Here is a 24,507-nt window from a genome sequence, read left to right on the forward strand (position 1 = left end):
ATGCGAATATTTGTCTACGGCAGTTTACGAACCAAACAAGGCAACAGCCACTGGATGACCAATGCCCTGTTGCTGGGAAATTTCAGTATCGACAACTACCAGTTGTACAGCCTGGGCCACTATCCAGGCGCCGTTCCGGGAAATGGGACAGTACACGGGGAAGTTTATCGTATTGATAACGCCACGCTGGCAGAGCTTGACGCTCTGCGTACCCGCGGCGGTGAATACGCACGCCAGTTAATTCAAACGCCGTACGGAAGTGCATGGATGTACGTGTACCAACGTCCGGTTGATGGCTTAACGCTGATTGAAAGCGGTAACTGGTTAGACAGAGACCAGTACTGATATATCGCCTACCAGAATAAACAACGCCACCCTTGGGTGGCGTTGTTTTATTCAGGATTTAAAACTCCACGCGCGCGCCGAGGTTATAGCGGCGGCCTTCCACCTGCGCGGATTCATTCCATGCAGTCGTCAGTTTCGGATCCTCATCCAGCACGTTGTAGATCCCTGCCATCAGTTGCGTGTGCTTATTGAGCTTATAACGTACGCCTACGTCGACCATCGTGTAGTCATCGTACTTATAGTTATTGCCGCTGTTGCGGTTACTGCTGCGGTAATTCACCGTACTCCATACGTCCAGGCTCTGCGTTGCCGCCCAGTTCAGCGACAGGTTCGCCATATGGCGCGGATAATCATTGAGCGCGTAGCCTTTGTTCACGCCGCTTTTCTGTTCGCTGTGGTTCCAGGTGTAGTTAGCGTTGGCTTTCACATCGGCGCTAATCTGCCAGTCGGCATTAAGCTCTATACCGTATACGTCCGCCTTGCTGACGTTGAAGTATTTACTGACGGAGTCCGCCTTGTAGCCATTCACGGAGCACTGATTCGTCGATGTGGTTTCGCAAATGGTTTGTTCGGCAATTTTGTCTTTGAACTGCGTGTAGAAGACGGTGCTATCCAGTGACAGCGCATTCCCCGTCCAGTAGAGGCCCAGCTCAGAGTTAACGCTTTGTTCTGGTTTCAGATCGTCGTTACCGACGGTCAGGAAGGGATAAGGTACAGTTGAGCCGTATGGGGTGACAAAGTCGCTGGATGTCGCACGCAGCTCAGGTTTTTTATAACCTGCGGAAACGCCGCCCTTCAGCGCCCAGTCATTGCTGAAGGCCCAGTTACCGTACATTTTCGGCGTAATATGTGTGCCAAAGTTATCATCCTGGTCCATACGCGCTGATGTGGTCAGGATGAAGTCGTCAATGCTCCAGCCGTCTTCAGCAAACAATGCCCAACCGTTACGGCTGATTTTGGTCACTGGCTTAGATCCGGGCAGCGTTTTGTTGGCCACATCAAAGCGGTCATTCAGCTCTTCGCGGGTGAAATTCGCCCCAACGGTCAGTTTATGGTTGTCGAGGGTGAAGGTGGTTTGCGAATTGGCGACATAGTTCTCCATCTGCACATACTGCGGCGACTGGCTGTCATAAACGTACTTCGAACGGCCTTTTTCATAGTTTATGTAGTTGGTCGTTGCGATGGTGTCGTCGGCATACCAGCCGGTATGCGTTAGGGTGGCGGCGTTACGATCGAACAGCCATGACCACGGCGCGCCACGCTTTTGGGTACGGTTTTTCTCCTGCTCACCGGTGACCACATTGAGGTCGAACAGGTTATTTTCGCTGGCGGCCAGGCCCAGCGTCATATCAACGGATTTACGGTTGTGTTTGCCGAAATAGTTATTGCGATCGTCATCGCGACGGTCGAGCCAGTCGGCCGCTACGCTAAGGCCGAGAACATCGGGCACAATCGGCCCCATGGTAAACAAATTCATCTGGCTGGTATTACCCAAATACTGGTGCTCCTGAAGCCAGGTATTGGCGGCAATTGCCGTTGTCCACTCTTTTGCGCCATACGGTTTTTTGGTAATCACGTTGACCACACCGCCGATGGCATCTGAGCCGTACAGCGAGGACATGGGCCCGCGGATAACTTCGATACGCTCAATGGCCTCCATCGGCGGTAAGAAGTTGGCTTCAGTACCGATGTCATGTCCGTAAGGGCGAGATTCACCGGTATTTTGTTTGACGCTGTTGACCATAAAAGCGGTATAGGACGGGTCCATGCCGCGGATCATAATGCTGCCAGCGTTCATGCCGCTGCTGTTGGTAACCGAGACGCCAGGAAGGTTTTTAATCGCTTCACCAATGCTACGGTCCGGCTGAATATCCAGTGTTTTACGATCGATAACGGAAATGGTGGCCGGCGCTTCGCGCTTTTGCTGCGAGAACCCGGATGCGGTGATCACCATTTCATCTTCACTATTGCGTGAGGTTTCGGTGAGTTCTTCTGCCTGAGTGGGGAATATAACACCGCCTGAGAATGCAACGATCCCTGTCAGCGTAATAAGTTGACGCGTTTTCATAATATAGACACCTGAAAAGTAAAAAATAAAAGCATCACCTTGCAGCCCAGAAAAGCTGCAAGGTGTCAGAAACGTTTTTAATTATTAATATTTGGAGAGGTCGATTTTCAGCACGTAGTCGGGCTTCACACCTGCCATTTTTTCCGGCTGTTTTACGCTGACATATAGGGTGTTGGCATCAGACGAGAGCGCCAGGCTATTAGGTAACGCATTGGTTTCAATGCTTTGTTTTACCTGATAAGTCTTGCTGTCCACAATGCTGATGCGTTTTGCATTTCGATGGGTGATATAAACTTCCTGGCGTTTTTCGTTATATATCACCGCCAGCGAGTTGATAACCTTAATGGGGGCAATAACCTTACCGGTATTAATATCAACAACCAGTACATCCGCTAAATCAGGATCGGTCAGGAATGCGCGATTATTTTTTGCATCCAAAGCAATATTCAGGAAAAAATGTTTTTTGCCTGGCTCAATGCTAAAGCGGCTAATAATTTGATGGTTGGTGGTATCCAGCGTAATAAGTTCGTTGCGGCCATTTACGACATACAGGCGGTTCTTATTGGCATCTACGGCCATGCCGGTTGGATACTGGCCCATGTTTTCAAGGGTGGCGATTTTCTCGCGCTTTTGCGTATCCACCACCCAGACAATGCCTTTTTCAGCCACGCCGGAAACGTACAGGCGGTGATGCTGTTTATCGAGCACCATTTCGCGGGTATGGACAATTTCTTTCGGGTTTTTGGCTTCGCTCAGTTGCAGTATCGCCAGCTCTTTCCCGCTGCGGGTATCGATAAGCGTGACCGAACCCTCCAGCGTGTTGCCGACATACAGCACTTGGTTATCTTCATCCAGGGCAGTGGCAAAGGCACGACGGCTGGTTTCGATAACTTCAGTCGTGGTGAGCTTCTCCAGATCGAGTTTATAGATAAGCCCGCTGGTTTTATCTTTTTCAAACGACGGCGACGAGGCTGCAAAAAGCGCATTCTGCTGGCTATCAACCGCCAGTTCATACACGCCGTTGCCAACGTCGTGGGTCAGAAAATCTTTCTCAGGTAGCGTCTGCGCCACGCTGGACAGGCTGGTAAATAACAGTGCTGTAGCGAGAGCCACGCAGGAATAGCGTTTCAGGGACTTCACATTGTGGAGGTTCATTGACTTTTATTCACATTTATTTACATGCTGAGAATGATAATGAGATCTAATCTCATTCGCAATTAAGATAAATGAAATGTGACTACCCAATCTGGTAGGTCAAAAAGAAAACAGCAAAAGGGAGGGGGAAAGAAAGTAGAAATTAAAAAACCCTTACTAACCAGGGGCTGGCGTTCAGGGCTTTACGCAAACGCGAACTTACTTCTTCGCGCGCTCGAAGGAAGCAACGATTTCAGCTTTAGCAGCTTCAGCGTTGTCCCAACCGTCAACTTTTACCCATTTGCCCGCTTCGAGATCTTTGTAGTGTTCGAAGAAGTGGGTGATCTGCGCTTTCAGCAGTTCCGGCAGGTCGTTCACGTCTTTGATGTGATCGTATTCTTTGCTCAGCTTGGTGTGCGGTACTGCAACCAGTTTCGCATCTTCACCGGATTCGTCAGTCATTTTCAGTACGCCAACCGGACGGCAGCGGATCACTGAACCTGGCTCCAGCGGGTACGGAGTCGGGACCAGAACGTCTACCGGGTCACCGTCCAGAGACAGAGTGTGGTTGATGTAACCGTAGTTGCACGGATAGAACATCGCGGTGGACATGAAGCGGTCAACGAACAGGGCGCCGCTCTCTTTGTCAACTTCGTATTTGATCGGATCTGCGTTGGCAGGGATCTCGATAACAACGTAGATATCTTCCGGCAGGTCTTTACCGGCAGGGACGTTGAGTAAGCTCATGTCTGTTTCCTTTAAATAAGCTATGGCAAACAAGTGGCGGGTATTATAGCCAACTCGCGCGGAATGTCTCCGCTTGTTTTCGCTTTCTCTGCGTGCATTTTCTTCTTTTTACCGCTCTCTCGTGACAGAAAAATCCATATCTTCAGCCGCATTTTTCATAGCGAGATGAAAGCGATTACAAAGTTGTGATTAACGTTTTATTTACTTTTTTGAAGTGTGATGTAACGCAATCCGTTACATGCTCAATTGTCTATAGTTTTTTCGCAACGGTTAATTAACCAACAATAATCACCCTACGAGGACGCACTTATGTGGAAGCGCTTACTTTTAGTCACAGCAGTTTCGGCAGCCATGTCGTCTATGGCAATGGCAGCCCCTTTAACCGTAGGATTTTCGCAGGTTGGCTCTGAATCCGGCTGGCGCGCCGCAGAAACCAACGTCGCGAAAAGCGAGGCCGAAAAGCGGGGAATTACGCTGAAAATCGCTGATGGCCAGCAAAAGCAGGAAAACCAGATTAAAGCAGTCCGCTCATTTGTTGCGCAGGGCGTCGACGCTATCTTTATTGCGCCGGTCGTGGCAACGGGTTGGGAACCGGTTTTAAAAGAAGCTAAAGATGCCGACATTCCGGTCTTTTTGCTCGATCGTTCCATCGATGTAAAAGACAAATCTCTCTATATGACCACCGTCACCGCTGACAACGTGCTGGAAGGCAAATTGATCGGCGACTGGCTGATTAAACAAGTGGACGGCAAGCCGTGTAACGTCGTTGAGCTGCAAGGGACCGTCGGGGCCAGCGTGGCGATCGATCGTAAAAAAGGATTTGCTGAAGCTATAGCTAACGCGCCAAACATCAAAATTATTCGCTCTCAGTCCGGCGACTTCACCCGCAGTAAAGGGAAAGAAGTGATGGAGAGCTTTATCAAAGCGGAAAACAACGGCAAGAACATCTGCATGGTTTACGCCCACAACGATGACATGGTGATCGGTGCTATCCAGGCGATCAAAGAAGCGGGCCTGAAACCTGGCAAAGATATTCTCACCGGTTCTATCGATGGCGTACCGGATATCTACAAAGCGATGATTGACGGTGAAGCCAACGCCAGCGTCGAGCTGACGCCAAATATGGCTGGCCCGGCATTCGACGCGCTGGAGAAATTCAAAAAAGACGGCACGATGCCTGAGAAGCTGACCATTACCAAGTCGATCCTCTATCTGCCGGATACGGCGAAAGAAGAGTTAGAGAAGAAGAAAAACATGGGCTACTAGTTTTGCTGTCGGTCTTGCGTAGGCCGGATAAGGCGTTACGCCGCCATCCGGCATTTATTGCCTGATGGCGCTGCGCTTATCAGGCCTACGAAACGCCGTGATTTCGTAACGGAGGAATGCCATGACCACCGACCAACATCAGGAAATCCTCCGCACCGAAGGATTAAGCAAATTCTTTCCCGGCGTCAAAGCGTTGGATAACGTGGATTTCAGCTTGCGTCGTGGCGAGATTATGGCGCTGCTGGGAGAAAACGGAGCCGGCAAATCGACGCTGATCAAAGCGCTGACCGGCGTTTACCATGCCGATCGCGGCACTATCTGGCTCGAAGGCCAACCGATCTCCCCCAAAAACACCGCCCATGCCCAACAACTGGGTATTGGTACCGTGTACCAGGAAGTGAACCTGCTGCCCAATATGTCGGTTGCCGATAACTTATTTATTGGCCGTGAACCGCGGCGTTTTGGCCTGCTTCAGCGCAAGCAAATGGAAAAACGCGCGACGGAGCTGATGGCGTCATACGGTTTTTCCCTCGACGTACGCGAGCCGCTGAACCGCTTTTCCGTGGCGATGCAACAGATCGTCGCCATTTGTCGGGCGATCGATCTCTCCGCGAAAGTGCTGATCCTCGATGAGCCGACTGCCAGTCTTGATACCCAGGAAGTTGAAATGCTGTTTGGTCTGATGCGACATCTGCGCGATCGCGGCGTCAGTCTGATCTTCGTCACCCACTTTCTCGATCAGGTTTATCAGGTCAGCGATCGCATTACCGTCCTGCGTAACGGCGGCTTCGTTGGCTGCCGTGAAACCCGCGAGCTGCCTCAGATCGAACTGGTCAAAATGATGCTGGGCCGCGAACTGGATACCCATGCGCTACAGCGTGCGGGCCGCACCTTGCTGAGTGATAAACCGGTGGCGGCATTCAGCGGCTTTGGCAAAAAAGGCACCATCGCGCCGTTTGATCTACAGGTGCGTCCCGGTGAAATCGTCGGTCTCGCCGGACTTCTGGGATCCGGGCGAACGGAAACGGCGGAGGTGATCTTCGGTATTAAACCCGCCGACAGCGGAAGTGCGCTGATCAAAGGCAAACCGCAGACCTTGCGATCGCCGCATCAGGCTTCGTGTATGGGGATCGGTTTTTGCCCGGAGGATCGCAAAACGGATGGCATTATTGCCGCCGCCTCGGTGCGGGAAAACATTATTCTGGCGTTGCAGGCGCAGCGTGGCTGGCTGCGGCCTATCCCGCGGAAAGAACAAAACGAGATTGCCGAGCGGTTTATCCGCCAGCTCGGAATTCGCACCCCCAACGCTGAGCAGCCGATCGAATTTCTCTCCGGCGGCAATCAGCAAAAAGTACTGCTCTCGCGCTGGTTACTGACCAAACCGCAGTTCCTGATCCTCGATGAACCCACGCGTGGGATCGACGTTGGCGCGCATGCGGAGATCATCCGCCTGATCGAAACGCTGTGCGCGGATGGTCTGGCGCTGCTGGTCATTTCATCCGAACTGGAAGAGTTAGTGGGCTATGCCGATCGGGTCATTATTATGCGCGATCGCAAACAGGTGGCCGAGATCCCACTGGCTGAACTGTCCGTACCGGCGATCATGAACGCCATTGCGGCCTAAGGAGACTATGGTGATGCCTCAATCTCTCCCTCAATCCAATCCGCCTAAACGGCGGTTCCGTTGGCCAAAGGGGATGCCACAGCTGGTGGCGTTACTGCTTGTGTTGCTGGTGGATAGCCTGGTCGCCCCGCACTTCTACCAGGTGATTTTGCAGGATGGTCGTCTGTTTGGTAGCCCGATTGATATTCTCAACCGCGCCGCTCCCGTTGCACTGTTGGCGATTGGTATGACGCTGGTGATTGCCACCGGCGGCATCGACCTTTCCGTGGGGGCCGTCATGGCTATTGCTGGCGCCACTACCGCGGCGATGACGGTGGCCGGGCACAGTCTTCCGGTGGTGCTGCTTGCCGCCTTAGGCTCCGGCATTCTGGCTGGGCTGTGGAATGGGATTCTGGTGGCCATCCTCAAGATCCAACCGTTTGTCGCCACGCTTATCCTGATGGTGGCCGGGCGTGGAGTGGCGCAGCTTATCACCTCCGGGCAGATCGTCACCTTTAACTCGCCCGAACTGTCATGGTTTGGCAGCGGCTCGCTCTTACTGTTCCCCACGCCGGTAATTATTGCACTGCTCACGCTGGTAGTGTTCTGGCTGCTGACGCGGAAAACGGCGCTGGGTATGTTTATCGAAGCGGTGGGTATCAACATTCGTGCGGCAAAAAACGCCGGGGTGAACACCCGCATTATCGTGATGCTCACCTATGTGCTGAGCGGCCTGTGCGCGGCTATCGCTGGCATTATCGTCACGGCGGATATCCGCGGGGCAGATGCCAATAACGCCGGATTGTGGCTGGAACTGGATGCCATCCTGGCGGTGGTTATCGGCGGCGGTTCGCTGATGGGCGGGCGCTTTAACCTGCTGCTGTCGGTGGTAGGCGCATTGATTATTCAGGGCATGAACACCGGGATTTTGCTGTCGGGCTTCCAGCCGGAACTGAATCAGGTGGTCAAAGCCGTGGTGGTGTTGTGTGTGCTGGTCGTGCAGTCACAACGCTTTATCAGCCTGATAAAAGGAGTGCGTGGTCATGATAAAACGTAATTTACCGCTGATGATCACCCTCGGCGTGTTTGTGCTGGGCTACCTTTATTGCCTGACGCAGTTTCCCGCTTTTGCTTCCACCCGAGTCATCTGCAATATCCTGACCGATAACGCCTTTCTGGGCATTATTGCTGTGGGCATGACCTTCGTAATTCTCTCTGGCGGGATCGACCTTTCCGTTGGCTCGGTGATCGCCTTTACCGGCGTATTTTTGGCGAAGGCCATTGGTTATTGGGGTATTTCCCCGCTGCTGGCGTTCCCTTTGGTTTTGCTGATGGGCTGCGCGTTTGGCGCGTTTATGGGGTTACTGATTGATGCGCTGAAGATCCCGGCATTCATCATTACCCTGGCGGGAATGTTCTTCCTGCGCGGCGTCAGCTATCTGGTCTCAGAAGAATCCATCCCGATTAACCATCCGGTTTATGACACGCTCTCAAGCCTGGCATGGAAAATTCCCGGCGGTGGTCGCCTGAGCGCGATGGGATTGCTGATGCTGGCGGTTGTCGTCATCGGCATATTCCTGGCACACCGTACGCGCTTTGGTAATCAGGTTTACGCGATTGGCGGCAACGCCACCTCTGCCAACCTGATGGGCATCTCAACCCGCAGCACCACCATTCGCATTTATATGCTGTCTACCGGGCTGGCGACGCTTGCCGGCATTGTTTTTTCCATTTATACCCAGGCGGGCTATGCGCTGGCGGGCGTTGGCGTCGAACTGGATGCGATTGCTTCAGTCGTGATTGGCGGAACGCTGCTAAGCGGCGGGGTCGGTACAGTGTTAGGGACGTTGTTTGGCGTCGCCATTCAGGGGCTGATCCAGACCTACATTAATTTTGACGGAACATTAAGTTCCTGGTGGACGAAGATCGCGATCGGCATTTTATTGTTTATTTTTATAGCGTTACAGCGTGGTCTGACGGTGCTTTGGGAAAATCGTCAAAGCTCGCCGGTTACCCGAGTGGGTACGGCGGCAACACCAAAGTAACATCCTGATTTTTCACAAAACATTTAAATATCTAAACTTTTTCCGGTTGTAGTCGATAGGTTCTGTACAGGTCTGTTTTAACCCTACAACCGGAAATATAACGATGCCAAAATCCCTTTCAATTCGATCAAGTTTGTTGGTGTTATTGTCTTTGCTGACGTTCCTTCTGTTACTGACCGGTGGTATGGGGCTATATGCCTCTACACGCGTCATTACCTCATTGATCTACCACGGTATTATGAGTACTGCGATGTTGGCTGCTATCGCATTGCTGGCGGTTATTTGGTTTATGCTGCGAAATAAGTTTCTCAAACCGTTGGATACCATGGTTGAGCAACTGGAACGCCTCGCAACGGGGGACTTATCGCCGGTTGCCACGCTGTCGGCCAGCGCCGAATTCAATCGCCTGAACGCGGCAATGGATGACATGCGCCATGCGCTGGGCGACTCGGTACAGCGCGTACGCGATGCCAGTTCGCAAATTGATATTGGCAGTCGTGAACTGACGGCCGGGAACCAGCATCTGGCGCAACGCACTGAATCAACGGCCACTTCGCTGGAGCAGACCGCCGCCAGCATGGAAGAACTCACGGCGACGGTGAAACAGAATGCGCAGAATGCGGAACAGGCGCACCAGCTGGCAAAATCGGTGTCGGATACCGCCGATCGCGGCAGCGAGATGGTGTGCTATGTGATCGAGAAAATGCGCGATATTTCCGGCAGTTCCAGCCGAATCGCCGACATCCTCAGCGTGATTGATGGCATTGCTTTCCAGACCAATATTCTGGCGCTTAATGCTTCCGTTGAAGCGGCGCGAGCTGGTGAGCAGGGGCGGGGCTTTGCGGTTGTTGCAGGTGAAGTACGTAACCTGGCCAGCCGCAGCGCCGAGGCGGCCAAAGAGATCCGTACGCTAATCAGCGACTCGCACACCCATGTGGGGGAAGGCAGCGAACTGGCGCAGCAGGCGGGCGAAACCATGGATGAAATCGCGACCGAGGTTATGCGTATGACCAAACTGATGCGTGAAATTGCCAGTGCGTCCCAGGAACAGAGTCGCGGCATAGAGCAGGTGAATATCGCGGTAATTCAGATGGATGAAACGGCGCAGCAGAACGCGGCGCTGGTACAGCAGTCTTCTGCGGCTACCCGCTCGCTGGAAGAACAGTCTTCAGCGCTAATCGAAGCAATGGCCGTATTTAAGCTACAGAAAGCGTAACCGGACGATAGATTTTGTAGGCCGGATGGCGGCGTAAACGCCTTTATCCGGCCTACGTCCGTGCGATGAATGATACTTACGCGTCCGGGAACTCGCGGATAAAGCGTTCTACATCTTCAACCATATGGTCGTTACCCACGAAGAAAGAGCGGCGCTGGTGCAGGCTTTCTGGGGTGATATCCAGAATGCGTTCTTTACCATCGCTGGCTTTGCCGCCCGCCTGCTCGGCCAGGAAGGCCATCGGGTTGCATTCATACAGCAGACGCAGTTTCCCCTGCGGGTGGCTGGCGGTGCTTGGGTACAGGTAGATCCCGCCTTTCAGCAGATTGCGATGGAAATCCGCAACCAGAGAGCCAATGTAGCGTGAGGTATACGGGCGCTGGGTTGGCTTATCTTCTTCCTGGCAGAATTTAATGTACTTCTTCACGCCGTTCGGGAATTTGATGTAGTTGCCTTCGTTAATGGAGTACGTGCTGCCTTTCGCCGGGAAGCGCATACGTTCCTGGCTGAGGCAGAATACGCCCAGAGAAGGATCGTAGGTGAAGGCGTGTACGCCACAGCCGGTGGTATATACCAGCATGGTGGAAGAACCATAAACAACGTAGCCCGCAGCAACTTGCTTGTTGCCCGGCTGCAGGAAATCCTCTTCTGTGACCGGCGTGCCGACTGGGGTAACGCGGCGATAAATAGAGAAAATCGTACCCACAGAGACGTTAACATCGATGTTGGATGAGCCATCCAGCGGATCCATCAGCACAACATATTTTGCGTGTTCACAGCCTTCGAAGACGACGATTTCATCTTCTTCTTCTGAGGCAATGCCCGCCACAATGTCGCGCGCCTTCAGTGCAGCTTTCAGTTTTTCGTTCGCGAACAGATCGAGTTTTTGCTGAACCTCTCCCTGCACGTTCTCAGCACCGCTGGCACCCAGGATATCGACCAGACCGGCCTTGTTGATATCGCGGTGGATGATCTTGGCGCCCAGCTTTATTGCCGACAACAAAGCAGTGAGTTCACCGGTAGCATGAGAAAACTCGTGCTGCTTTTCGACAATAAATTCACCTAACGTTTTCATAACACTTTCCCTGCAATTTATGTGGAGTAAAGCGACCGCAACAATATTAACAAATATTTCCATTGCTGCGCTTAGGTGAATCGCGCCAGCAAACTGCGGAATATCCTGAAATGCGTTTCTCACTTGCCGGACATGTGCGTAAAATGGCCCCCAGATTAAAAAAGGATAGTGACGTATGCGCATTCATATTTTGGGAATTTGTGGCACTTTCATGGGCGGTCTGGCGATGCTGGCGCGCTCGCTCGGTCATGAAGTAACCGGTTCGGACGCCAATGTGTATCCGCCGATGAGTACCTTACTTGAGAAGCAAGGCATTGATCTGATTCAGGGTTACGATGTCAGCCAGCTCGACCCGCAGCCGGACCTGGTGATCATCGGCAATGCCATGACCCGTGGCAATCCGTGCGTGGAAGCGGTGCTGGAAAAGAACATTCCGTACATGTCTGGCCCGCAGTGGCTGCATGACTTTGTATTGCGCGATCGCTGGGTTCTGGCGGTTGCGGGAACGCACGGCAAAACCACTACCGCCGGAATGGCTACCTGGATCCTCGAAGCCTGTGGCTATAAACCTGGCTTTGTGATCGGCGGAGTTCCGGGCAACTTTGAGGTTTCCGCGCGCCTCGGCGAGAGCGACTTCTTCGTGATTGAAGCGGATGAGTACGACTGCGCGTTCTTCGACAAGCGTTCTAAATTCGTGCATTACTGCCCGCGCACGCTGATCCTCAATAACCTTGAGTTTGATCACGCGGACATCTTTGACGATCTGAAAGCTATTCAGAAACAGTTCCACCACCTGGTGCGTATCGTGCCGGGCCAGGGACGCATCATCTACCCGGAAAACGACATTAATCTGAAACAGACGATGGCGATGGGCTGCTGGAGCGAACAAGAGCTGGTGGGCGAACAAGGTCACTGGCAGGCGAAAAAACTGACCACCGATGCTTCCGAGTGGGAAGTGTGGCTGGACGGTGAAAAAGTTGGCGAAGTGAAGTGGGGCCTGGTCGGCGAACACAACATGCACAACGGCCTGATGGCGATTGCAGCCGCGCGTCATGTTGGCGTCGTACCTGCGGATGCGGCCAATGCATTGGGCTCGTTCATCAACGCCCGTCGCCGTCTTGAGCTGCGCGGTGAAGCCAATGGCGTGACGGTGTATGACGATTTCGCCCATCACCCGACGGCCATTCTGGCAACGCTTGCCGCACTGCGCGGTAAAGTGGGCGGCACGGCGCGCATCATCGCGGTGCTGGAACCTCGCTCGAACACCATGAAAATGGGCCTGTGCAAAGATGACCTGGCGCCGTCGTTAGGGCGTGCAGACGAAGTGTTCCTGCTGCAACCCCCGCACATTCCGTGGCAGGTAGCAGAAGTCGCGGAAGCCTGCGTTCAGCCTGCGCACTGGAGTGGCGATGTGGATGCACTGGCAGATATGGTGGTGAAAACCGCACAGCCTGGCGATCACATTCTGGTGATGAGCAACGGCGGGTTTGGCGGCATCCATCAAAAACTGCTGGATGGCCTGGCGAAGAAAGCTCAGGCAGAAGAAGAGTAAAAAAATGCCCGGTGGCGCTACGCTTACCGGGCCTACAACGGATCGTAGGCCGGATAAGGTGTTTGCACCGCCATCCGGCAAGCTCGTTTCGCTAAACTTTGTTTCTCTAAATAAAAAAGAAAGCTAATGTCGTCAGCTTTCTTTTTCCTGTTCTGATAGGTCATTGCAATAAATATAATTTTTCTGCATATTGAAAACATTATTTTAATATTCAATACAAGGATCAGTCTCATTAATATGACAGCGAGTATAGTCTCTTCATGCGATGGTAACAGAGAGATGGTAACGGTTTCTCTATGGGTAAGTTTCATTGGGTTAATTCTTGCAATTTGCTTTTTCTTGTATCTCATAACCGCAGGTATTGATGATGGTGATGGTATGGCGATATTTTTCGTCATGGTTGGAATACTCTTTTTTGTTATTGGTTTTTCGATGAGTATTGCCGGAATGATATCGTCAAATTATCGTTTAAAGGCGTTTTGTGCTTTCATTATCACCTGCTTATCAGCTGCGATGTACATATCTACTACATTATTATTTGCTTTTTAATAATAGCAGGGAGCCAAATATGCTCCCTGTGAGATTAATACTGACGTGATGGCAGGTTCGACACCGCTTCTGCGCTTTTTCGGGTTAACCCTTGGAACGGATTCCAACTTTCAACACCTTTCACCATGCGCAGGTAGTAGGCAGTATTGACTAAATAAGAGCATACACAGGAGTATCCAATATTTATGACTTTGGCAAAGGCATTCATATCAATATCTGCCACAGTTTCTATTGCGATCAGTGCGGCCTGTATGGCCGCTACGCCCAAAAATAATACCAGTCCCTTTTTCCATAAGCCCAGGACGCAGAAGTAGACGAAACCGAAGAAAAAAGCATATAAGTTGGCTCCTATACTTATCCTCTGTCCAAACTTCATTGTTCTATAAATTTTTTTATAAGATGATGTTCCTGGCAATCCATGTGTGCTCAGAAAGTCAAAACGTTCTCGCCATTTTTCATTAATTGATTTTTTCTCCATTTTATAATCCTTGTGAATATAAATATTATCCGAAGCGCTTCCGTTCAGAATTTAGATTCAATCACTTTCGGGTGCTGACTGCAACAATATTTGAGTACTATTAAAAATAGCTAGAAAGAATAGTGTTGATTATTATATTGATAATATAAATGTCTTATAAGGGTAATTTATTACCCTTATAAGAGTCATAGCCGAAGAATTACTCTTCGTTTTCCGCCAGTTCGCGCAGATATTGGAAGATCTGGCGGGAAGATTTTGGCGGCTTGTTGCCCGCTTTTTCTTTCCTGGCGTTACGCACCAGCGAACGCAGTTGCTGACGATCGGCGTCAGGCCACAGGTTCATCACTTCTTCGATAGCTTCATCGCTACCGTCAACCATACGGTCACGCAGTTGCTCCAGCTTATGGAAAACAACGACCTGCTGGTTGTGACGGTTTTTCAGCTTGTCCAGCGCCTGACGGATAGGATCAACATCGCGCTGGCGCAACATTTTGCCAATCAGCTGCAGCTGACGACGGCGACCTTCCATCTTAATACGCTGGGCCAGCTCAATCGCGGCACGTAAATCCGCATCGAGCGGGATTTTGTCCAGCGCGTTTTTCCCCAGTTTTACCAGTTCCACACCCAGGTGTTTTAACTCCTCGGCGTCACGTTTTATTTCACTTTTACTGACCCAGATAATTTCATCGTCTTCGTCTTCGATGTCATCACCGGGAACGTCGTCGAGCCAGTCTTCGGGCTGCTTAGTCATGTCAGGCTCCTTAAAAAAAGAGGCTAATGTTACCAGTTAAGATGCGCACTGAAAAACGGTTCTCTGTTAGACTTCAGAGAAACTCTCTCTACATTATGGCATTTGCGATGAAAGTAATCTCACAAGTTGAAGCGCAGCGTAAGATTCTGGAAGAAGCAGTCTCGACGGCACTGGAATTAGCGTCAGGTAAGTCGGATGGCGCGGAAGTCGCTGTGAGCAAGACCACGGGTATTAGCGTCAGCACCCGTTATGGTGAAGTGGAGAACGTCGAATTCAATAGCGATGGTGCACTGGGGATTACGGTTTACCACCAGAACCGTAAGGGCAGCGCATCGTCCACCGATTTAAGCCCGCAGGCGATTGCACGTACCGTGCAGGCCGCGCTGGACATTGCACGTTACACTTCGCCGGACCCGTGCGCGGGCGTGGCAGATAAAGAACTGCTGGCCTTTGATGCGCCCGATCTGGACCTGTTCCACCCGGCGGAAGTTTCCCCTGACGAAGCTATCGAACTGGCTGCTCGTGCTGAACAGGCGGCACTACAGGCCGACAAACGCATCACCAACACCGAAGGCGGCAGCTTTAACAGCCACTATGGCATCAAAGTGTTTGGCAACAGCCACGGCATGCTGCAGGGCTATTGCTCCACGCGCCATTCCCTTTCCAGCTGCGTAATCGCAGAGGAAAATGGCGATATGGAGCGTGATTACGCCTACACCATTGGCCGGGCGATGGGCGATCTGCAAACGCCGGAGTGGGTGGGGGCTGACTGTGCTCGCCGTACCTTATCTCGCCTGTCTCCGCGTAAGCTTTCCACCATGAAAGCGCCGGTGATTTTCGCCAATGAAGTGGCGACCGGACTGTTCGGACACCTGGTCGGCGCGATTGCCGGTGGTTCTGTGTACCGCAAATCCACCTTCCTGCTCGACTCGCTGGGCAAGCAAATTCTGCCGGAATGGCTGACCATTGAAGAACATCCGCACCTGCTGAAAGGGCTGGCGTCGTCGCCGTTCGACAGCGAAGGCGTACGGACCGAACGCCGCGACATTATTAAAGACGGCGTGCTGACTCAGTGGCTGCTGACCAACTATTCCGCACGTAAGCTGGGGCTGAAGAGCACCGGTCATGCAGGCGGGATCCACAACTGGCGAATTCCGGGACAGGGTCTAAGCTTCGAGCAGTTGCTTAAAGAGATGGGCACAGGTCTTGTGGTTACCGAGCTGATGGGGCAGGGCGTAAGCGGCATTACCGGCGATTACTCGCGCGGCGCGGCGGGCTTCTGGGTCGAAAATGGTGAAATTCAGTATCCGGTGAGTGAAATCACCATCGCCGGTAACTTAAAAGAGATGTGGCGTAATATCGTCACCGTCGGCAACGATATTGAAACGCGCAGTAATATTCAGTGTGGTTCGGTCCTGTTGCCGGAGATGAAGATCGCCGGGCAATAATACCCGTCATACTTCAAGCTGTGGCGTGAATTATTGAGGGTATCTGGCGTTTGTTTATTTTTGAATAATAAAAAAGGAAGTGAGCAATGCGTAAACACCTGTTAGCGATCGTCGCAGCTTCAACGCTGGTTCTTGGTTCTTCTGCGTTTGCAGCCGATCTTGAAGACGATATGGGGATCCTCAACGACAACCTGAAAATCGTCGAAAAAACGGATAATGCGACTGAACTGAAAGATGCGTTAACCAAAATGCGTGCAGCCGCGCTGGACGCGCAAAAGGGAACGCCGCCGAAGCTGGAAAACAAATCTCCGGACAGCCCGGAGATGAAAGATTTCCGCCACGGCTTTGACACGCTGATCGGCCAGATTGACGGCGCGCTGAAGCTGGCGAACGAAGGTAAAGTCAAAGAGGCGAAAGCCGTTGCGGAAGAGCTGAAAACCACGCGCAACGAAAACCACAAGAAGTTCCGTTAATCTACGCTATCCGGCCTGCATACCCGCAGGCCGGATAAAATACCCCGTTACTGCCCGCCCCATAAGTAAACGCTATCCCCATCACATTTTTTCATTTTTATCGTCCATTCATTATTCGCACTTCCTTCCATTTTGCTGCTCGCTCTTGCGATCTCAATCACATTCTTCCAGTGATAAATCGTGGTTCCAGCCCTTTTTGCGGCACAGATCACTATCGCTGCACACCTTTCCACTTCGAAGTGGAAAACAACTCGCTACAAACTTATAACCTCCGTCGCTAATTTACCCTCAGAGACATTAACGGGGTAAGACGAGTGAATAACGGAGCTGTAATGAATGACATGGGGGAATCGGTGGAACTGGCCGACCGCATGCTGGCGCAGGTGTATGCCTTGCTGCGTGAACGCAACATTATTCCCAACGCCGTACAGGAACAGATGCTGACGTCGCATGTTCGCGCCATGGCGCACCGCTCGGTAACGGGTGAACCCTTACCAGAAGTCGATGCCAGCTTGTTTGATGAAATATCTGCCGATTCAATGGCGCTTGCCCGCGACGTGGTCGCCGAGTTTGGCAATCTTCCTGAGGAAGAGGCCTGGCTGCTGTCGGTGCACTTCGAAGTCGCGAAAGACAACCTTTAAGGAGCAAAAGATGGAACAGATTACCGTAGTGATTGGCGATCGTCTGGGTAAAGGCCAGAAAGTGGCGGCAGGCGTAGAGAAAGCGGGTGGCCGTGCCGTTGTGGTGCCGGGTGTTGCGGCAGATATGAAGCTGGGTGACGTGATGAAAGCAGAAAACGCCACCTTTGGCATCTCGTTTTGCGGCAGCGGTGGTGCGGGGGCGATTACCGCGCAGACCAAATACGGCTACAAGGCGAAATACGGCATGCGCTCGGTCGATGAAGGGGTAACCGCCATCAACGAAGGGTGCAACGTACTGGGATTCGGTTTTATGGACAAAGAAGAACTCGGTGAGCGCCTGGTGCAGGCGTGGCAAAAGAAACACGGCGCTTAAGCATGAAAGAGCAATTCACCACCACGGTGAGAGTCACGGGTAAGGGCGAGACTAAAGCTCGCGCCTTTGCCGATGCCCTGAACCACGTTCAGGCGGCGGTGATGAAAGCGTCGCCGCATATCTTACTGCGTATTGAGCCACAGGATGTGCAGGTTGTTCAAGCGCGTGAATCGGTACGCAAAGAGGCGTTTCTATTCCTCTTTTTGCGCCGGGAAAGACGCACCTTCAGCGTGGAGCTGGACGTGACCGTCAACGTGACTGCCATCAATCTCGACAAGGTGGATTTCGTTACGCAACGCTGATTTTCTATTAAAAGGCATAATTATGTTCCTGATAATATTAATAAAATCGCTCATCATCGGTGGCCTGGTTGGCGTTGGTGTCGGCGCTGGGGCTGCACGCATGTTTCATGCGCCTACCACTCAAGGGATGGGCGCGTTTCGTACTCTGGGAGAACTGAATTCCTGTGAAGGGGATCCGGCTTCTCACTTCTCGTTCGGCCTTGGCTTCTTCTTTAACGCCTGGGCTTCCTCCGTTGCGGCGGGGGCGTTCACTCAGGACGTCGACCATCGCATCATCCCCAACTGGGGCGCCGCCGCGCTGATGATTAAAAATCGCAACGTCGGTGAAACGCTGCACGACCCTAAACGCATGGCAATTGCCTGCGGTGTTATTGGGATGATCGTGGTGACCTTCCTGAACCTCACCGCGTCATCGGTACCGGAAGCGTTGCAAGTTACCGCCGTCAAGGTGTTGGTGCCCGCTGCTAACCTGCTGGTTAACACCGTGATGCCGGTGATCTTCTGGCTGGCGGCGATCGACGCTGGTAAGAAATCCGGCTTCTGGGCCACCGTTTTTGGCGGTGCGGCGCAGCTGATCATGGGCAACGCCGTCCCGGGTCTGGTTCTCGGCATTCTGATCGGCAAAGGTGTTGAAGAGAGCGGCTGGAACCACGTCACTAAAGTGATGATGGTGGCTATCGTCGCGCTGTTTGTCCTGAGCGGCTTCTTCCGCGGCTTCGACATGAAGATGATCGAATCCTTCCATCTGACCGTGCCTAACTGGCTCGAACTTATCCACAACTCGCTCAGCGGCAAATAACGGAGGTCATCATGGAACAGAATAAAGGTTTTTGGTTCGCTGACTGGTCGTTCCCGATCTTCGTGGGCCTGCTCTCCTCTGGCGTATTTGCCGGAACACACATGTACTACCTGTACGGTATTGGCGCATTTAACGAAGTGGCTTTTGTGGCGATGCTGAAGGCGGGAATGGACACCGGCTCCTACGGGGCGGTGGCGGCATTTGGCGCAAGTTTCCTGTTTGCCCGCATCATTGAAGGTTCGCTGGTGGGGATTTTGGATATCGGCGGGGCGATTCAGACCGGGGTCGGGTTAGGCGTTCCGGCGCTGCTGCTGGGCGCGGGCATTATCTTCCCGGTCGCCAACTTCGCCGCCTCGCTGGTTACCGGTCTGGTAATTGGTCTGGCGATTGGCTACATCATCATTCTGGCGCGTAAGTTCACCATCAACCAGAGCGACTCAACCTACGGTGCGGACGTCATGATGGGGGCCGGTAACGCCTCCGGTCGATTCCTGGGACCGTTGATTATCCTCAGCGCGATGACGGCTTCTATTCCTATCGGAATCGGTTCTCTGGCGGGCGCGCTGCTGTTTTATCTGTGGCAAAAACCGATTACCGGCGGGGCGATCCTCGGCGCAATGATCCTCGGGTCCATCTTCCCGATTGCCATTAGCTAACTGTTGATTTGCAGGCCGGATAAGGCGGTTACGCCGCCATCCGGCAAAGGAGAGAGCGATGTTTGATTTACTCCTGCGCCGTGCGCGCCTCGTTGACGATACGGTGAGCGATATTGCGCTCAAAGACGGCAAGATTGCGGCCTTGGGCGACGTTGATGGCCCGGCGCTGAAAACCATCGAGCTGGGCGGCGAGTGTTACGTCAGCGCAGGCTGGATTGACTCCCACGTTCATTGCTACCCGAAATCCCCGATTTATCACGACCAGCCGGATAGCGTCGGTATTGCGACCGGCGTTACCACGGTGGTGGATGCGGGCAGTACCGGGGCGGATGACATCGACGATTTTTACACCCTGACCCGGGAAGCTGCGACCGAAGTGTATGCGTTGCTGAACATCTCCCGCGTGGGGCTTATCGCCCAGAACGAGCTGGCCAACATGGCCAATATTGACGCTGATGCGGTACGCCAGGCGGTGAAACGCCACCCTGATTTTATCGTCGGTTTGAAGGCGCGCATGAGCAGCAGCGTAGTCGGTGAAAATGGCATCACACCGCTGGAGTGCGCCAAAGCGATGCAAGCGCAGAACGGTGACTTGCCGCTGATGGTGCATATCGGCAACAACCCGCCGGATCTGGATGAGATCGCCGAGCGCCTGAGCGCGGGCGACATTATTACCCACTGCTACAACGGTAAGCCGAACCGTATTCTGACGCCGCAAGGCGAGCTGCGGGCGTCAGTGACGCGGGCGATTTCACGCGGCGTGCGTCTGGACGTTGGGCATGGCACCGCCAGCCTGAGCTTTGCGGTGGCAAAACGCGCTATCGAACTGGGCATTTTGCCGCACACCATCAGCTCCGATATTTACTGTCGCAACCGTATCAGCGGCCCGGTGCATTCCCTGGCGAATGTGATGTCGAAATTCCTCGCCATTGGGATGTCGCTACCGCAGGTCATTGAATGCGTGACCGCCAATGCCGCCGACGGTCTGCGCCTGAAACAGAAGGGGCGACTGCAGGTCGGTCTGGATGCCGATTTAACCCTCTTTACGCTTAAGCGCCAGCCAACCGTGCTGGTAGATGCAGAAAACGACAGCCTGCAGGCTGAACAACTGCTGGTGCCGCTTGCCGCAATACGTGCGGGCAGGGGCTATATGACCGAACAAGGGAGCGCGGAACATGCCTTCGATTTTTGAGAAATACGATCTAAAACAGGTGATTAATACCTCAGGCCGCATGACGGCGCTTGGCGTTTCCACGCCGCGACCAGAAGTGGTTGAAGCGGCGATGGCGGGGATGAACCACTATTTCGAGATGAAAGACCTGGTCAATAAAACTGGCGACTACATCGCGAAATTGCTGGAAGTGGAAGGGGCAACCGTTGTCTCCTGCGCCTCGGCGGGGATCGCCCTGTCGGTGGCTGGAGTACTGGTTAAAGACAGCGACTGGCTGCTGGAGAATCTGCATGTCACGCCCATCGAGAACAACGAAATCGTGCTGCCCAGAGGCCACAACGTCAACTTTGGCGCTCCGGTGGGCACGATGGTGGCGCTTGGCGGCGGTAAGTTAGTGGAAGCCGGTTATGCCAACGAATGTTCCGCGGCGCAGTTAGCGGCGGCTATTACACCGCGTACGGCGGCCATTCTGTATATCAAATCTCACCACTGCGTCCAGAAAAGTATGCTCAGCGTGGAGCAGGCTGCGGTGGTGGCGCGTACGCATAATCTGCCGCTGATTGTGGATGCGGCGGCGGAAGAGGATTTGCAGTGTTACTACCGGGTTGGTGCGGATTTGGTGATTTATAGCGGCGCCAAGGCGATAGAAGGACCAACCAGCGGTCTGGTGATTGGTAAAACCCAGTACGTTGAGTGGGTGAAACGCCAGACGGCGGGAATTGGCCGGGCGATGAAGGTGGGAAAAGAGGGAATTCTTGGCCTGACCTGTGCCATCGAACTGTATCTGAACGCGCAGAAAGAGAGCGGCGCGGAGATGGTCGAGAAAATGACGCCGTTCATTAATGCGCTGAACCAACTTAACGGCGTGAGCGCCCGCGTGGTGTGGGATAGCGCAGGGCGCGACATCGCCCGCACGGAAATTAAGTTTGACGAAGCGGTAACCGGGATCGCTACGGGGGAACTGGTCAACGCGCTGAAACAGGGGGAGTACGCGATTTACTTCCGTGGTTACAAAGCCAACGAAGGCATTATCGAAGCCGATGTGCGCAGCGTCGATCGTGCGCAGCTGGAGATTGTGGCCCGTCGAATTGGTGAAGTGATTTCGCAGGAGAAAGAAGCATGAAACTGACCCCTAACTTTTATCGCGACCGCGTCTGCCTGAACGTGCTGGCAGGCTCCAAAGAAAATGCCCGGGATATTTACGCGGCGGCGGAAGGACACGTGCTGGTTGGCGTGCTGTCAAAGAATTACCCGGATGTCGCAAGCGCGGTAGCGGATATGCGTGAATACGCGGCCCTTATCGACAATGCGCTCTCCGTAGGGCTGGGGGCGGGCGATCCTAACCAGTCGGCGATGGTCAGTGAAATCTCCCGTCAGGTGCAGCCACAGCATGTCAATCAGGTCTTTACCGGCGTGGCCACCAGTCGCGCGCTGCTGGGCCAGCAGGAGACAGTGGTCAACGGTCTGGTCTCGCCAACCGGCACGCCGGGCAAGGTGAAAATCTCCACTGGTCCGTTGAGCAGCCAGACGCCGGACGGTATTGTGCCGGTAGAAACCGCGATTGCGCTGCTCAAAGACATGGGCGGTAGCTCAATTAAATACTTCCCGATGGGCGGCCTGAAATGCCGTGACGAGTACATTGCGGTCGCGCAGGCCTGCGCCCGTCATGACTTCTGGCTGGAGCCAACCGGCGGTATCGATCTGGATAATTTCACTGAAATCCTGCAAATTGCCCTCGATGCCGGAGTGAGTAAAATCATTCCTCACATCTATAGTTCGATTATTGATAAGGTGAGTGGTAACACTCGTCCGGACGACGTACGCCAGCTGATGGCAATGACCCGGGCCTGCGTAGGCTAACTGACAGATGAGGAAACTGACGTGCGATTCCCCAACCAACGTTTAGCACAGCTGTTTGACATGTTGCAAAACGAAGCGCTTCCACAGGACGAGCTGGCGCAGCGGTTGTCGGTTTCCACACGCACCGTACGGGCGGATATCACCGCGCTAAACGCGCTGCTCACCCAGCACGGCGCACAGTTTGTCCTCAGCCGGGGTAATGGTTATCAGCTCAAAATTGACGACCCGGCAAGCTTTCACACCCTGCAAACGCAGCAGCCCAATACGTTGCTGCGTATCCCGCGGACCAGCCAGGAACGGATACACTGGCTGGTGGTGCGTTTCCTGACGTCGGCTTTCTCGCTGAAGCTGGAAGATTTAGCTGATGAATGGTTTATCAGCCGCGCGACGCTGCAAAACGATATGGCTGAGGTGCGCGAGCATCTGCAACGTTATCATCTGACGCTGGAAACGCGTCCCCGTCACGGCATGAAGCTGTTCGGCAGCGAAATGGCGATCCGCGCCTGTTTGACCGATTTGCTGTGGACGCTGGCACAGCAGGATCCGCAGCACCCGTTAGTAACGCAAGAAGCGCTGAATGCAGGGCTTACTGAACAGTTGCAACCCGTTTTGCAGGACATTTTTGCCCGTTTCCATATTCGTCTGACCGATGAGGGCGAGCTGTTTTTACGCTTGTACTGCGCGGTGGCGGTACGGCGGATTAGCGAAGGGTATCCACTCCCGGATTTTGCCGCAGAAGAGGCCGATCAATCGGTGTGCCTGGCCACGCGGGAAATCGCGGCGGTACTGCACCGCCTGGCAGACAAACCACTTTCCGTTTCCGAAGAAAACTGGCTACAGGTGCATATTGCTGCCCGCCAGGTACAAGAGATCGCGCCCAGTGCTATCAATGCGGATGATGACGAAGCGTTGGTCAATTACATCCTGCGTTTTATCAACAGCCAGTACAACTACAACCTGTTGAATGACAAACAGTTGCATGCTGACCTGCTGACGCATATTAAGACGATGATCACCCGGGTGCGTTACCAGATAATGATCCCCAATCCACTGCTGGAAAATATTAAACAGCACTACCCCATGGCGTGGGACATGACGCTGGCCGCCGTCTCGGGATGGGGAAAATATACGCCGTACACCATCAGTGAAAATGAGATTGGCTTCCTTGTGCTGCATATCGGTGTTGGGCTGGAGCGTAGTTACAACATCGGTTACCAGAGACAGCCGAAGGTTCTGCTGGTATGCGATGCCGGAAATGCGATGGCGCGGATGATTGAGGCGGTGCTGGCGCGTAAGTATCCGCAGATAGAGATCGTCGATACCGTAACGCTGCGCGACTACGAACAGCGGGAAAGCATCAGCGAAGATTTTGTCATCTCTACCGCGCGGATCGGTGAAAAAGATAAGCCGGTGGTGATGATTGCGCCATTCCCTACCGATTATCAACTGGAGCAGATTGGCAAACTGGTGCTGGTCGACAGAACCCGTCCGTGGATGTTGAACAAATTCTTCGATGCCGCCCATTTTCGTGTGATTAACGAGCCAATGGATCAACAAACGTTGTTCAAAACATTATGTCGTCAGTTGCAGGATGAAGGTTTTGTCGGCGCAGAGTTTCTTGATTCGGTGGTTGAGCGTGAGGCCATCGTCAGCACCATGCTGGGTGACAGCATTGCCTTGCCGCACGCCCTTGGCCTGCTGGCAAAGAAAACGGTGGTCTACACCATCCTCGCCCCACAGGGTATCGCCTGGGGCGATGAAACGGCCCACGTGATCTTCTTGCTCGCCATCAGCAAGAGTGAATACGAAGAGGCGATGGCTATCTACGATATCTTCGTCACCTTCCTGCGCGAACGCGCGATGACGCGACTCTGCGCGTGTCGCAATTTTACCGAGTTCAAAGCGGTTGCGATGGAGTGTGTGAGCCGTTTTTGAGAGGCGTTATCCAGAATTCG

25 protein-coding genes are annotated in these 24,507 nt (G+C 53.2%); 18 read left to right on the forward strand and 7 right to left on the reverse strand.

Annotation, left to right across the window (positions count from 1 at the left end):
- A complete protein-coding gene (locus tag BZK41_RS18200; RefSeq protein ID WP_003025723.1) occupies positions 1-345 on the forward strand; it encodes a gamma-glutamylcyclotransferase in 345 nt (114 codons plus the stop codon).
- A 58-nt stretch (positions 346-403) separates the two neighbouring features.
- Here the strand turns inward: BZK41_RS18200 and BZK41_RS18205 are convergent, their stop codons facing one another.
- The 3 genes from BZK41_RS18205 to ppa form a co-directional block, all read right to left on the reverse strand.
- Positions 404-2,413, reverse strand: a complete 2,010-nt coding sequence (locus BZK41_RS18205) for a TonB-dependent receptor (protein ID WP_079939068.1) — start codon at positions 2,411-2,413, stop codon at positions 404-406.
- An 84-nt stretch (positions 2,414-2,497) separates the two neighbouring features.
- Positions 2,498-3,568: a YncE family protein gene (locus BZK41_RS18210; protein WP_079939069.1), complete on the reverse strand. Its 1,071-nt coding sequence runs from the start codon at positions 3,566-3,568 to the stop codon at positions 2,498-2,500.
- 198 nt (positions 3,569-3,766) lie between these two features.
- Positions 3,767-4,294 (reverse strand): inorganic diphosphatase, encoded by a 528-nt coding sequence (gene ppa / locus BZK41_RS18215; protein WP_004098041.1) that lies wholly within the window; start codon positions 4,292-4,294, stop codon positions 3,767-3,769.
- Positions 4,295-4,603: 309 nt separating this feature from the next.
- On the opposite strand from ppa, the gene ytfQ reads away from it, so the two are divergent.
- The 5 genes from ytfQ (at position 4,604) to BZK41_RS18240 (ending at position 10,424) form a co-directional block, all read left to right on the forward strand.
- Positions 4,604-5,560 carry a galactofuranose ABC transporter substrate-binding protein YtfQ gene (gene ytfQ / locus BZK41_RS18220; RefSeq protein ID WP_008786033.1) on the forward strand — a complete coding sequence of 319 codons (957 nt, stop codon included), beginning with the start codon at positions 4,604-4,606 and terminating at the stop codon, positions 5,558-5,560.
- A 121-nt stretch (positions 5,561-5,681) separates the two neighbouring features.
- Positions 5,682-7,184 (forward strand): galactofuranose ABC transporter, ATP-binding protein YtfR, encoded by a 1,503-nt coding sequence (gene ytfR / locus BZK41_RS18225; RefSeq protein WP_079939070.1) that lies wholly within the window; start codon positions 5,682-5,684, stop codon positions 7,182-7,184.
- A 13-nt stretch (positions 7,185-7,197) separates the two neighbouring features.
- Positions 7,198-8,220 (forward strand): galactofuranose ABC transporter, ATP-binding protein YtfT, encoded by a 1,023-nt coding sequence (gene ytfT, locus BZK41_RS18230; RefSeq protein WP_008323019.1) that lies wholly within the window; start codon positions 7,198-7,200, stop codon positions 8,218-8,220.
- On the forward strand, positions 8,207-9,208 hold the full coding sequence (yjfF, locus tag BZK41_RS18235) for a galactofuranose ABC transporter, permease protein YjfF (protein ID WP_008786036.1): 1,002 nt from the start codon (positions 8,207-8,209) through the stop codon (positions 9,206-9,208). The genes ytfT and yjfF overlap by 14 nt, the downstream gene beginning before the upstream one ends.
- Positions 9,209-9,311: 103 nt before the next feature.
- Positions 9,312-10,424, forward strand: a complete 1,113-nt coding sequence (locus BZK41_RS18240) for a methyl-accepting chemotaxis protein (protein ID WP_079939071.1) — start codon at positions 9,312-9,314, stop codon at positions 10,422-10,424.
- Positions 10,425-10,500: 76 nt separating this feature from the next.
- Here the strand turns inward: BZK41_RS18240 and fbp are convergent, their stop codons facing one another.
- A complete protein-coding gene (gene fbp / locus BZK41_RS18245; RefSeq protein ID WP_003830390.1) occupies positions 10,501-11,499 on the reverse strand; it encodes a class 1 fructose-bisphosphatase in 999 nt (332 codons plus the stop codon).
- Positions 11,500-11,674: 175 nt separating this feature from the next.
- On the opposite strand from fbp, the gene mpl reads away from it, so the two are divergent.
- On the forward strand, positions 11,675-13,051 hold the full coding sequence (mpl, locus tag BZK41_RS18250) for a UDP-N-acetylmuramate:L-alanyl-gamma-D-glutamyl-meso-diaminopimelate ligase (RefSeq protein ID WP_079939072.1): 1,377 nt from the start codon (positions 11,675-11,677) through the stop codon (positions 13,049-13,051).
- A gap of 32 nt (positions 13,052-13,083) precedes the next feature.
- Here mpl and BZK41_RS18255 read toward each other — a convergent pair whose 3' ends face one another.
- The 3 genes from BZK41_RS18255 to yjgA all read right to left on the reverse strand — a co-directional run bounded on the left by BZK41_RS18255 (position 13,084) and on the right by yjgA (position 14,829).
- Positions 13,084-13,449 carry a hypothetical protein gene (locus BZK41_RS18255; protein WP_139762624.1) on the reverse strand — a complete coding sequence of 122 codons (366 nt, stop codon included), beginning with the start codon at positions 13,447-13,449 and terminating at the stop codon, positions 13,084-13,086.
- A 185-nt stretch (positions 13,450-13,634) separates the two neighbouring features.
- A complete protein-coding gene (locus BZK41_RS18260; RefSeq protein ID WP_079939074.1) occupies positions 13,635-14,078 on the reverse strand; it encodes a DUF2628 domain-containing protein in 444 nt (147 codons plus the stop codon).
- Between the two features lie 199 nt (positions 14,079-14,277).
- Positions 14,278-14,829: a ribosome biogenesis factor YjgA gene (gene yjgA / locus BZK41_RS18265; RefSeq protein ID WP_079939075.1), complete on the reverse strand. Its 552-nt coding sequence runs from the start codon at positions 14,827-14,829 to the stop codon at positions 14,278-14,280.
- Positions 14,830-14,924: 95 nt separating this feature from the next.
- Here yjgA and pmbA point away from each other — a divergent pair, with 95 nt between their 5' ends.
- From pmbA to BZK41_RS18320, 11 genes are all read left to right on the forward strand, one after another.
- A complete protein-coding gene (gene pmbA, locus BZK41_RS18270) occupies positions 14,925-16,277 on the forward strand; it encodes a metalloprotease PmbA (protein WP_003830385.1) in 1,353 nt (450 codons plus the stop codon).
- 86 nt (positions 16,278-16,363) lie between these two features.
- Positions 16,364-16,750, forward strand: a complete 387-nt coding sequence (gene cybC / locus BZK41_RS18275) for a cytochrome b562 (RefSeq protein WP_003025756.1) — start codon at positions 16,364-16,366, stop codon at positions 16,748-16,750.
- Between the two features lie 332 nt (positions 16,751-17,082).
- Positions 17,083-17,391, forward strand: coding sequence for a glycine dehydrogenase (locus BZK41_RS18280; RefSeq protein WP_049002370.1), 309 nt, complete (start codon positions 17,083-17,085; stop codon positions 17,389-17,391).
- A gap of 10 nt (positions 17,392-17,401) precedes the next feature.
- Complete coding sequence (locus BZK41_RS18285) at positions 17,402-17,764, forward strand: SFCGS family glycine-rich protein (RefSeq protein ID WP_003830384.1); 363 nt, start codon at positions 17,402-17,404, stop codon at positions 17,762-17,764.
- Positions 17,765-17,766: 2 nt separating this feature from the next.
- The gene (locus BZK41_RS18290; protein WP_003025762.1) at positions 17,767-18,066 is read left to right on the forward strand and encodes a DUF4312 family protein; all 300 of its coding nucleotides are present in this window, start codon (positions 17,767-17,769) and stop codon (positions 18,064-18,066) included.
- Between the two features lie 22 nt (positions 18,067-18,088).
- A complete protein-coding gene (locus BZK41_RS18295; RefSeq protein ID WP_043018215.1) occupies positions 18,089-18,865 on the forward strand; it encodes a DUF4311 domain-containing protein in 777 nt (258 codons plus the stop codon).
- Between the two features lie 11 nt (positions 18,866-18,876).
- Complete coding sequence (locus tag BZK41_RS18300; RefSeq protein WP_003830379.1) at positions 18,877-19,521, forward strand: DUF4310 family protein; 645 nt, start codon at positions 18,877-18,879, stop codon at positions 19,519-19,521.
- A gap of 58 nt (positions 19,522-19,579) precedes the next feature.
- Positions 19,580-20,713 carry an amidohydrolase/deacetylase family metallohydrolase gene (locus tag BZK41_RS18305; protein ID WP_079939076.1) on the forward strand — a complete coding sequence of 378 codons (1,134 nt, stop codon included), beginning with the start codon at positions 19,580-19,582 and terminating at the stop codon, positions 20,711-20,713.
- Complete coding sequence (locus tag BZK41_RS18310; protein WP_079939077.1) at positions 20,697-21,815, forward strand: DgaE family pyridoxal phosphate-dependent ammonia lyase; 1,119 nt, start codon at positions 20,697-20,699, stop codon at positions 21,813-21,815. Before BZK41_RS18305 ends, BZK41_RS18310 begins: the two co-directional genes overlap by 17 nt.
- On the forward strand, positions 21,812-22,552 hold the full coding sequence (locus BZK41_RS18315; RefSeq protein WP_079939078.1) for a KDGP aldolase family protein: 741 nt from the start codon (positions 21,812-21,814) through the stop codon (positions 22,550-22,552). The genes BZK41_RS18310 and BZK41_RS18315 overlap by 4 nt, the downstream gene beginning before the upstream one ends.
- Before the next feature lie 21 nt (positions 22,553-22,573).
- Positions 22,574-24,487: a BglG family transcription antiterminator gene (locus BZK41_RS18320; protein ID WP_079939079.1), complete on the forward strand. Its 1,914-nt coding sequence runs from the start codon at positions 22,574-22,576 to the stop codon at positions 24,485-24,487.
- Positions 24,488-24,507: the final 20 nt, after the last annotated feature.

The sequence above is a fragment of the Citrobacter sp. A316 genome (assembly GCF_002042945.1).
Lineage (GTDB): Bacteria > Pseudomonadota > Gammaproteobacteria > Enterobacterales > Enterobacteriaceae > Citrobacter > Citrobacter portucalensis.